The organism is Nostoc sp. CALU 1950 (genome assembly GCF_051172895.1).
Taxonomy (GTDB): domain Bacteria; phylum Cyanobacteriota; class Cyanobacteriia; order Cyanobacteriales; family Nostocaceae; genus Nostoc; species Nostoc edaphicum_A.
This window is the reverse complement of sequence record NZ_JBDNJQ010000225.1, coordinates 1-11,104: the sequence shown is the minus strand read 5'-3', so window position 1 is coordinate 11,104 and position 11,104 is coordinate 1. Positions and strand designations below refer to the sequence as shown.

At 42.5% G+C, this 11,104-nt stretch carries 8 protein-coding genes and 2 pseudogenes; 6 read left to right on the top strand and 4 right to left on the bottom strand.

The annotated features are described in order from the left end of the window. Positions 1–845: 845 nt before the first annotated feature. The 4 genes and pseudogenes from ABF638_RS34635 (at position 846) to ABF638_RS34620 (ending at position 3,898) form a co-directional block, all read left to right on the top strand. Positions 846–1,406: pseudogene (locus tag ABF638_RS34635) on the top strand (Uma2 family endonuclease). A 123-nt stretch (positions 1,407–1,529) separates the two neighbouring features. Further along, positions 1,530–1,721: a hypothetical protein gene (locus tag ABF638_RS34630; protein WP_435027327.1), complete on the top strand. Its 192-nt coding sequence runs from the start codon at positions 1,530–1,532 to the stop codon at positions 1,719–1,721. A gap of 90 nt (positions 1,722–1,811) precedes the next feature. Further along, on the top strand, positions 1,812–2,963 hold the full coding sequence (locus ABF638_RS34625) for an AI-2E family transporter (protein ID WP_435027326.1): 1,152 nt from the start codon (positions 1,812–1,814) through the stop codon (positions 2,961–2,963). Between the two features lie 188 nt (positions 2,964–3,151). Continuing rightward, positions 3,152–3,898 (top strand): hypothetical protein, encoded by a 747-nt coding sequence (locus ABF638_RS34620; RefSeq protein WP_420762739.1) that lies wholly within the window; start codon positions 3,152–3,154, stop codon positions 3,896–3,898. 558 nt (positions 3,899–4,456) lie between these two features. Here ABF638_RS34620 and ABF638_RS34615 read toward each other — a convergent pair. Further along, entirely contained in the window at positions 4,457–5,347 is an 891-nt protein-coding gene (locus tag ABF638_RS34615) for a DUF4231 domain-containing protein (RefSeq protein ID WP_435027325.1), read from the bottom strand. Between the two features lie 542 nt (positions 5,348–5,889). Between ABF638_RS34615 and ABF638_RS34610 the strand changes: the two genes are divergently transcribed. Next, positions 5,890–7,059, top strand: a complete 1,170-nt coding sequence (locus ABF638_RS34610; RefSeq protein WP_435027324.1) for a homocysteine biosynthesis protein — start codon at positions 5,890–5,892, stop codon at positions 7,057–7,059. 86 nt (positions 7,060–7,145) lie between these two features. Here the strand turns inward: ABF638_RS34610 and ABF638_RS34605 are convergent, their stop codons facing one another. Next, entirely contained in the window at positions 7,146–8,171 is a 1,026-nt protein-coding gene (locus ABF638_RS34605; protein WP_435027323.1) for a hypothetical protein, read from the bottom strand. Between the two features lie 378 nt (positions 8,172–8,549). On the opposite strand from ABF638_RS34605, the gene ABF638_RS34600 reads away from it, so the two are divergent. Continuing rightward, positions 8,550–9,443: a tetratricopeptide repeat protein gene (locus tag ABF638_RS34600; RefSeq protein WP_435027322.1), complete on the top strand. Its 894-nt coding sequence runs from the start codon at positions 8,550–8,552 to the stop codon at positions 9,441–9,443. Between the two features lie 97 nt (positions 9,444–9,540). Here ABF638_RS34600 and ABF638_RS34595 read toward each other — a convergent pair whose 3' ends face one another. Together ABF638_RS34595 and ABF638_RS34590 are read right to left on the bottom strand one after the other, a co-directional pair. Then, entirely contained in the window at positions 9,541–10,161 is a 621-nt protein-coding gene (locus ABF638_RS34595) for a TMEM165/GDT1 family protein (protein ID WP_435027321.1), read from the bottom strand. A 471-nt stretch (positions 10,162–10,632) separates the two neighbouring features. Next, positions 10,633–11,104: pseudogene (locus ABF638_RS34590) on the bottom strand (S8 family serine peptidase); the annotation flags it as partial.

Genomic DNA, 11,104 nt, shown 5'->3' with positions numbered 1-11,104 from the left:
AATGAGTATTTGAGCTTCATTAATGAGTATTTGAGCTTCATTAATGAGTATTTGAGCTTCATTAATGAGTATTTGAACTCCATTAATGAGCCTTTGAACTCCATTAATGAGTATTTGAGCTTCATTAATGAGCCTTTGAACTCCTTTAATGAGTCTTTGAGCTTCATTATTAAAGAGTCTTTGATACTCGTGAACAACAAAATTTAAAAACTCTCTGTGCCTCTACGCCTCTGTGTGAAACTTAAAACTCTGCTAACAGCGTTTCCAAGTAGCGAGTTAAATTATATACAATAGCTTATCAGTTGCCTAGATTCACTGATACCTAGTTAGAACTGACTGTTAAATAAGTTTTTAGCTGGTTGAATATGAGTTAAGTAATATAGCGGTTCTCAGTTGAGTGCAATAAAGACCTAACCCCCAACCCCTTCCCTACAAGGGAAGGGGAGTAAGACTCAAAGCCTCTCTCCTAAAAGGAGAGAGGTTTGGAGAGAGGTCAAATTCTATTGCATACAAACGAGAAACGCTCAAAGACAAAAGAAACTGAAGCAGCGACGGCTACGCTGGATAGAAGCACTGAAGTCAGGCAATAATCCCCTCACGCCAGAGGAATTAGAAGAATTGCGGGAAACTGAGGATTTAAGTTAAAGGGTTTATTGGGTTTCGTTTACGCTTAACCGAGCTGTTTTTTGACGAAAATTACATATCACAAAGACGCGATAAATCGCCGTCTCTACAAAGGACTGATTATTGTAAAGAAGGCGATTTATCGCGTCTCTTGCCTTAACCGAACTGTGTTAGGCGATCGCACGCCCATAATAAAACTATCCCCTCTATGCTATTTGCTTATGGCGATCGCAACTCAACCCCAACTAACTTTAGACGAGTTCCTCAAACTGCCGGAAACTGAACCAGCATCAGATTTTATCAACAGGGAAATCACTCAAAAACCAATGCCTCAAGGTGAACATAGCTTGCTCCAAGCTACTCTTTGCGAAACAATTAACGGCATAGCTAGAAGTCAAAAAATTGCTTTGGCTTTCCCAGAACTGCGCTGTAGCTTGGGTGGCGCTTCTATCGTCCCTGATGTGTCTGTGTTTCGCTGGGATAGAATTCCTAAAACTCCATCTGACAGAATTGTTAATCGCTTTGAAATACATCCTGACTGAGCAATTGAGATTCTTTCCCCAGACCAAAAGTTAAAAAGAGTGTTGAGTAAATTATTTCATTGTTCGCGCAATGGTACTGAACTTGGCTGGTTAATCAACCCAGAAGACGAAAGTGTGCTGGGGATTTTTCCTGGACAGCGAGTGGAATTATACGAAGCTACCGATAAATTACCCATTCTTGAGGGTATCGAATTAGAACTAACTGTAGAACAGGTTTTTGGCTGGCTGAGTTTGACGTAAAAAAGGGTTCCGCAAGGTTGCCTAGAAAAAGTTGGAAAGGATTGTATCTGTAGGTTTATTGTAGAAACTGGGCGGTACAACGCAGATTCGTGTGTACCATAAAAATTTGTATGCCGTAATTTTATGGAAAATCAACTAGGATTGGTTCTGAAACTGCTTTTACTCTCGGCTTTGTTATCGGTATTGATTAAGTATGCAGGGCCAAGTCTATCAATTCCGGCGACAGCAACCAACGCGCTAATTATAGTATTGTTGCCGATTGTAATAATAGCGATCGCACTACTGTGGCGATTCCAAGCCCAGAAACAAAATTAACTCAAATCATCTACACACAAGTTACTAAAATCAGCTAACCTAGCTGAATTACAAGAAAATTGCATCTCGCCAACCGTTGGGAGTCAGCCTGTGAACCTCGGTCAATGGATCGGCTTAATCGCCATAGTTCTTTCTTTATACATCCTGTGGCAAATTCGGGAAGTGCTTTTGCTAATGTTTGCCGCAGTTGTGTTAGCCACCACATTAAATCGGCTAGCGAAACGCTTCCAACGCTTTGGGATGAAACGTGGAGTCGCCGTCCTCCTAGCAGTAGCTATCTTTTTGGCCGGCGTCGTGGGTTTTTTCTGGCTAATTGTGCCGCCATTTGCACAGCAGTTTCAAGAACTAACCAATCAGGTTCCTAAAGGGTTTGAGCGCTTTAATGTTTGGCTTGATGCCCTGAGAACTCGTATTCCTGATGAGTTAGTTCCTTACATTCCAGATATCAATAGCCTCATCCAACAAGCACAGCCCTTCGTCAATCGGGTACTGGGAAACTCCTTCGCCTTTGTATCCGGCTCTTTGGAAGTAGTCCTCAAGATTTTGCTAGTGTTGGTTTTAACAGGAATGATCTTAGTCGATCCACTAGCTTACCGCAAAGTCTTTATACGGCTTTTCCCCTCATTTTATCGGCGGCGGGTAGAAGGGATTTTAAATAAATGCGAAGTTTCTTTGGGTGGATGGATTACAGGCGCTTTCATCGCCATGTTTGTAGTGGCGCTGATGAGTCTAGTTGGCTTATCAGTTTTGGGTATAAAGGCAGCACTAGCTTTAGCAATTTTGGCAGGATTTTTGAATTTAATTCCCAACCTTGGCCCAACGATGAGTGTAGTGCCAGCAATGGCGATCGCACTATTAGATGACCCCTGGAAAGTTGTTGCTGTCTTGATTCTGTACGTTGTTATTCAACAGGTTGAGAGCAGTTTTATTACCCCAATTGTGATGGCACAGCAAGTTTCTTTGCTGCCAGCTGTAACCTTAATTGCCCAACTATTTTTCGTGACTTTCTTTGGATTTTTAGGATTATTTCTGGCGCTACCTCTAACTGTTGTCGCTAAGATTTGGTTGCAAGAAGTGTTGATTAAAGATGTTTTAGATGAATGGGGGAATAATCATAGAAAGGAAACTGAGTTTGTCATAGTTTCTGAATCTCCTGGAAAAAATGATAATTGGACATCAGAAAATCCAGATATTAATGAGAAGCCGTCGATTGATGATGATATCTTGAAACAAGAAGATTAGTCACTCGATTTTGGATTAAAGAATCGTAAACTCCGCACTTTTACAAAACTAGTAAATTCAAAATCCAAAATAATTTCTTATTGAATTGCCTAGCATTTTTGGAAAACTTACCTGCTAGGTGGACACTACTAAAAACTAAGCAGACAATAGGGGGAACAATAATCAATTCATATATTGGAGAGTAAACTTTGAAACTCAATCAAGTGATTGCGATTTTACAAACCGTTAAAGCTAACACCACAAAAGCAAAAACAGGCGTATATCATCTGATTCAAAAAACTGCAATGTTTCAAGGGATTTCGCGGACATTTCAGCCGGTAGCTGAAGATGGCTTCGTATATCCTCCAGAAAATCAGACACTGCAAATGAAAGCAGAAGATTTGCTGAGTCAATTTGAGCAAGCTTGTGCAGAATTATTTAACTTATGTGCCACTCAAGATTGGGCTAATGCCCAGGCTAAAGCAGATATAGTAGTTGACGGAACCACCATTTTACGAGAAGTACCCGTTTCTTACCTACTGTTTCTAGAAAAGCAGTTAGCTGATGTTAAAACGTTCATCTCAACACTGCCCGTTCTAGATACTAGCGAATCTTGGGTTTACGATCAGCAGCAAGAATGTTTTGCTACTGAACCGAAACATACTACCAAAACCAAAAAAATAGTTAAACCTGTGGTGCTGTATGAAGCCACAAAAGAGCATCCCGCGCAGGTAAAAGAGTCCTCCGAAGACGTGCCAGAAGGAACTTGGCGAACAGTCAAGTTTTCTGGAGCAATTTCTCAAGCAAGACAGAATGAATTGCTGCGGCGAGTAGATAGGCTTATGCAAGAGGTGATTTTTGCTAGAGAACAGGCAAATAGTTTAGAAGTTACTCAACAGAATCAAGTTGCTCGCTCAATCTTTAGCTACTTGTTTTCACCCTCAACATTTAGGTAAAATAGTTTTGGAGCGCAAGTTTAGTTTCAGTGTCAATAGGAGAATATGTAGGTTCGAGTCCTACTCCCTCGATTTAATTAAACCGAGGGATAGCCAAAGGGTAAAGGCACTCCTCGACACAATCAATCTCATATTTAGTCTTAGGCTATTGCTCCAAGCTAAAGTTAAAAATTCACGTTCTGTATCGACCCCTGTGAATTAATGTCAGTGGGACATGAGTTCAAATCTCGTCCGGGTCTCCAAAAATTTGACCTGGTAGTTTAGCGGTAAAACACCACGACTTAAAGATTAAATTTGCAGGAACCGGAAATTAACTAGGCAGAAATTGTGAAACAACAACTGAAAGTTGTAAACTTTTGGTACCAACCCCCAGGCATGGACATTGCTTGGGGGATTTTAATTGGAAAAGGTTCGTTAAACTGTTATCTAGCCATTTAAAATTATTCGTGAACAACAAAATCCCCGACTTTTTTAAGAGGTCGGGGATTTTGCAACACGGCTCAATCTAAAATGCAAAATTCAAAATTAATTTACTGATTCGTGACGGTAATCAGTTCATCAACTATCCTTCTGCTTCGTTACCTCTGTTCCTGGTTTGTTTGACTCATTAGATGAAGCTGATTCTGTCTTCTCTGATTGCGTCTCACTAGTCTGTTGCAATTGGTTGAGATGAATATTATTCACTTGAACAATAAAGTATTCTAATGCCTGACTTGCCTTTTGTTGCTGTTGGCTTTCATCGGACACATCATAGCAACGATAAGGCGGAGTCACGCCCAATATAAATTTCTCTTGTTCAGCTTCTAACAATTCAACGGCTGTATTAGCAGCAAGCGAATTCTTCTGAAAAGGAAAAGAGGTAACTATACTAGCGACTATAGAAGCAATCGCAGGGCAAAGCACGGGTAGCCACTTGAGCCAAGCTTGTCCTGCTTCTAATTTATCTACCAGAACTAAAATTGGTGTGACTCCTGACAAAATCACTGTCGCAATTTGCAAACTATAGTAAAGGTTTCTTGATACACCCCTAATTCTTTTATAATCGTCAATCAAATCTTGGCTGTATTGTAAAGCCTTTCCTCTTGTCAAAGTCAGCGTATCTTTATCCCAGGAATTAGGATTGGTCAATAGATAACTATAGAGTTCAGCTTTTTTAGTCAGTTCAGACTGATAAGCGACCTTCTTATAGTTCTGAAATACTTGTCTATTGATGAGCAACAAAAAAAACAAAAAAGTTAGAGATACCGCTCCAGAAATTACAACTGTTTTATCATCTGAAAGAAAAATAATAAAGAGTCCAGCAGAGACAAAAGCTGCGAGTAATAAATACTCAATCACCTTCAAGTTAAACAACTTTTTTTCATCTGATGGTGAGGATAAATTTTCAATCCTATTAGAAACATTACTTCGGTTTTTTTGCTCAAAATTAGTTAATTCAGAAGTAGTCATTGCCTCTTACTCAATTCGTTATTGGGTGAAATGTAGCAATAAAATCAATAGCAACAAGTAGAATTGCTTTGAGAGGGTATAAGTTAGGATAAGTTCGCCAGAGAGCAGCTTCACCATAGCATCTGCTTTTAGCTCCCACTTTGCGATTGACTATTTGGTTTAGAATGCTTTACCACATCCAGAAATGTTTCTTTCGGCTGACGTAAAATCATTTAAGTCCAGTAAGTCTAATCAATCCTAACCATACATACATTTGATTGATAAGGCAAGGCTTTATTTATAGTAAATTTACGTAGACAGAAAAACATTTCGGACATAGCTAGCTTGCCCCAAAAAATAAATATATGATTTGGACTTTGCAATACTTAAATTGTTTTTTGGGAATTTAAACCCTATCCAGGGTGTTAAGCTGTCGCGCAGAGATTAGCGACAACATTTCGAGATGAAATTATGCAAGAGTCATCATAATCTGCGCTCACAAGGAGCAATGAAACTTTCTTTTCCCTATTCACCATTCACCAGGAAGCCCTAGCACTGATAAGATGCGAACAATTGCAGAAATTAACGAGAAAATCAGCCGCCAACGTGCAGTAGTGTTGACAACTGAAGAATTAAAAGCACGAGTTGTAGAAATCGGTTTTACTAAAGCTGCGAAAGAAGTTGATGTAATTACCACTGGCACTTTTGAGCCAATGGAATCAAGTGGTGCAATTATCAATCTGGGACACACTGACCCCCCGATAAAAATTCGCCGCTGCTGGTTAGATGGTGTACCAGCATACTCTGGTTTTGGGGCAGTAGATTTATATTTGGGTGCGAGTTCTGCTGTGGAGACGACGGACGGGGAAGAAGTCCGAGAACGCGGCGGCGGTCATGTAATCGAAGATTTGATTGCTGGTAAATCTATACACGTAAAAGCGCAAGGGCAAGTAACAGATTGTTACCCCAGAGCAAATTTTGAAACTACCATTACCAGTGACACAATTAATCAGTTTTATTTATTCAATCCGCGCAATCTTTATCAAAATTTTATTGTTGGTGTAAATGGTGGCGATCGCCCCCTCTTCACCTATCTCGGCCCTTTACAACCGCGTCTGGGGAATGCCGTTTACTCTAATCCCGGTGCTATTTCCCCCTTACTCAACGATCCCGATTTGCAACTCGTTGGTATAGGTACTCGAATTTTTTTAGGTGGCGGTATTGGATATGTCGCCTGGGAAGGCACTCAGCACTTCCCCTTACAAAAGCGTTTAGCTAATCGTACACCGATTGGGCCTTCCGCCACTTTAGCTTTAATTGGTGATGCCAAGCAAATGGATGCTCATTGGGTGCGGGGGTGTTATTTCAAAAGTTATGGGCCCTCATTGATGTTAGGCGTTGGTGTCCCACTCCCTGTATTAAATGAACAAGTAGTTGAACACTGTGCCGTCCAAGATCAAGACTTGGTAGCCCCAATAGTGGATTTTTCCATTCCCCGGCGCGTCCGTCCCACCTTTGGCTTGGTGAGTTACGCCCAACTCAAATCTGGGCGGATAACCATTGAGGGCAAAGCTGTACGCTCTGCCCCCTTAGCCAGTTTGTTTTTTTCTAGGCAAGTCGCCCTAGAGTTGAAAAAGTGGATCGAAGCAGGTACGTTTACCCTCACAGAACCAGTTTCCCCAATTCCGATGGAGCGATCTTTTCTACCCCAAGACCGTCGGACGGATTTTTAAGGGGATGAGGAAGATGAGGAGGATGAGGGGGATGAGGAAGCAATTTTTCTCCCCCTGCTCCCTCATCTCCCCCTGCTCCCTATTCCCTACTCTTGAGTTGGTTTTGGTCGCTTGATGGGTTTAGGAGCGGGCGTTCTTGGGATAGGTTTTGACACCACAGAGGTGTCGCCGCCTGCGCCTGTTTTTTTGATAGGACGAGGGGTTTCGCCACTGCGTCTGGGGGGGAATGGTTTTCTACCACCAGCACCACCACCACCGCCAGCACGAGGCCCACCTTTGAATGGTGGTCTGCGTTTTTTGGGCAAGTCAGCGATCGCCTCAGCTTTTTCTACTACCAAAACGTCAGCTTCCCGTTTGGCTTGGAAGTCCCAGAATTTTCCTACTGCTTTGGTGGTCAGCACACCCCTCAATTTCAACTTAAAATATTTGGGTTTATCAGTTGATTTGCGTGGAGCCTGCCTAATTTTGACTACCAAGCTTTTAGCATCAAAAGATTGGTATACCACTTCACCACGAACAGAAAAACCACCATCTACAACTTCTGATGAGGGTTTCAGAGCAATTGTACTTAATTCAGAGTTTTCGGATAAGCCATCATCGGGTTTCTGTAACTCTTGCAACTCAAAATCTGACTCGTCCTCATCTGTTGAGTTTTTAGCCAGATTTTCTGGCTCCCAAACTCCGACGATTTGGATGTGCAAGGTATCATTTTCTTGTCTTGTACGTGGATATACTACCCACAAGTGTTCTTTTTCTAAGTCTAGGTGATTCTTGACTAAGCTCATAATCCGCCCTAGGAGGACGGCATTGAGTTCTACACCATCTGTGGTCAGCAGCGTACCTTGAGTAAATTGTTCGCTGCTAGCATGATATCGACCCCGGACTAACCCGATCGCTCGGTACTGCATCGGTTCGCTGGGAGGCGGAATCGGTTGCTGTCGGTTGGCGAACCCATCATTGGAGTCAGTGTCGCTGGGTTTGACAGGCAAATTTTCAGGTTTAGAGGACTGGGCTGCTATATGAACATTAGCGGCTGCCTCTACGTTAGTTGGGCCCTGGTTAGAGGCAGAAGAATTAGAGGATTCAGGCAACGGCATCAGGTCGGAATTCATAAAAACTCCTTGCGGCGGAGACACATCCCATTGTGGGATTTTACAAAGGCAGCTGGAAAGAGCATTTGTGCGACTGATGAAAGTATATTGGCTTTTAACAAAGTCACACTAGGTTACTCTACACAATCCTAAAGGCGCTAAATTTAGTGTATAAACACTAAATGTGTAATTTAGCGCCTTTACACTAGTTTCGGAAGCATATCATAGCTACAATTCTGACGGCTCCTCCTAAAGTCATCACTTACTTTAGCAGTGTAGATAGTTAATTGTTATAAAATTCACAGGCAATTGGCGGTATTCCGCAAAGTTTTGGAAATTTTTAACTTTACGATTTGTGTAAATGATAATGTCATTAAAATTCAGGAGAAAGACAAAACTGTGTCTCAACCGCGCAATCGTTGGATAGTTCGAGTCGTCTTGGCAGTGGCAATTCTTGCTTTTGTGGGTGTTTCGGTGATTCCCATAATTGGAGCATTTAATAATACGCCACCCTCAAGCCAGAATACCGCTAGCACCAGAGACAGTTTGCCCTCCGCTGACCAAAAATCAAAACTGGAAGACGTAGTACGGGGTTATGAACAGGTTTTGCAAAGGGAACCAGAAAATCAGACTGCGCTTGAGGGACTATTAAAGGCGCGGCTGCAACTACTGAGTCAAAAAGATAAAAGTGAGGTTAAACCAGCTGATATCCAAGTTGTTATTGAACCCCTAGAAAAGCTAGCGAAGCTGAATCCCGAACAGTCAGAATATTCAGTGCTACTGGCTCAAGCCAAACAGCAAATTGGCGATCGCGAAGGAGCCGCTCAAGCTTATCGTTCGATTTTGTCCACGAAACCGGGCGATTTGAAGGCTTTGCAAGGAATGGTGGCTCTGTTGATCAGTCAGCAACGCCCCGAAGCAGCCATTGGTTTGTTGCAAGAAACCCTCTCTAACGCAGCCCAAGCAAATACAATTCAACCTGGAAGTATTGATACAGTAGCGGTGCAGGTGCTATTAGGTTCTGTTCACGCTTCCCAGAAACGCTACGCTCAAGCTAGCTCTGTTTATGACCAGGCAATTAAGAAAGATCCCAAGGATTTTCGCCCTGTTGTGGCAAAAGCAATGCTCCTGAAAGAACAGGGCAAAGACGCAGATGCAAAACCTTTGTTTGATAGTGCCGCAGCTTTAGCACCTGCTCAGTACAAAGATGGAATTAAAAAGGCGGCAACGGCTTCCCCCACGCCTAATCCGGCTCCATCTCTCGCACCTTCACCGGAAAGTACGCCTAAGTAATGGGGACTGGGGATTGGGGACTGGGGGATTTATTATTGAAGAATAGTCTCTTCCTTGTCCCCCTTGTCCCCTTATTCCTCCTATCCCCCTCATCCCCTCACGCTCCCTCGATGGCAGCGAGGACACCAAAGACTAAAAACAGGCATCCGCCAATAAAGGTGATCTGACGCTCTGAAATGCGTCCGGCTATCATTTTGCCGCCGATAACTGCGATCGCAGCACAAATGGCATGTCCTAAAATTGCACCTATTGTCACTCCAATTGGATTATTACCTGCTGCTAGGGCAATGGTGGCAATTTGGGTGCGATCGCCCCACTCTGCCATAAATGTCAACACAAAGGCTTCTATGATAATTGCCAAGGAAGTCTTTTGCTTTGGTAACTGCAAATCTGCTTTTTTCACCGCAGCTTCGGCTTCTTCTATAACTTCCGTATCACAAGCAGCAGCGGACATCTTACTAGCGTCATACAGTAGCTTGATACCAAAGGCAATAAATAAAGCTATTTCGGCGTAATGAATATAAACTTTTGGCAACAAAGACACCACTTGTCCAAATAGCACTGAAAGGATTGTCATCGCGGCTAAAGCAGATGTCGCACCTATAAATACCAGCCGCCGCGGGTGGTGCATTGCCAAAATCACAGCAATAAAAAATGTTTTATCGCCTAGTTCTGAAACTGTAATTAGTAATAAACCTGCGGTAAAAGCTGTTAACACTCTCTCAAGCTCCTGAAGAATCGTTTACCGATGTGAAGCTTGATGAGAACCAAAAGACCTCACCAAGTTTACACTTTTCGGTGTGAACTTAGTGAAGGTCTCGCTTTCAAATATTGATTATTTGCCATCTGAACCAGGCTCATCGCCAGTATGTTGATTCAGATGTACTGGCTTTCGAGTTTTTTTGCCAGCAGCTACTCCCCTTCCATGCAAAACGCATTATACACTTTTGATAAGTATAAGTCAAGAGTAAGGAATGGAGCAATACGGTTCAGTTAAGCAAATTTATCTGTTAAGGCAGGCAGGGGGAGCAGGGGAGGCAGGGGAAGCAGGGGGAGAGAAAAAAGCTTAACTGAACTGTATTGGGGAATGGAGAACATCTGAATTTTAAAGTGTTTTAAGCTCACATGGGATTTGTATTATCTGTCTATTGCTGGGTGATCAACCAATGCTTGCTATAGTTAGCTTTCGTTAGGCAATTACAGTAATATTTGTACTATTAAGCAGCGCCAGATTCGAGAACTGGGCTATCTGCACTTGTGCTGTACCACCAACCCCATCTTTATCAAAGAACAGGTTACCCGTAGTTTGATTGTAGATAAAGCGATCGCCTGCGGTTGTTGCATTAGTCCCAAGTCGGAACAAGCTAGAATCGAGTGTACTATTCAGAGATTGGCTCAGTCCAAATTCTGCCTTGGAAATGAGGATAGTATCATCTGCAAAAATAAAATCAGCGATGGTATCATACCCTCCAGTGCGGCTACCAGCAAGGTTAAAGCTATCTCGCCCAGTTCCACCAGTCAATACATCTCGACCAACTTCTCCAGAAAGTAGATCATCACCTGCACCACCTAGCAAGGTGTCATTGCCTGAGTTACCAAAGAGGTTATCGCTACCATCAAATCCATTTAAGATGTTAGCGCCAGTATTTCCCGTCAAGATG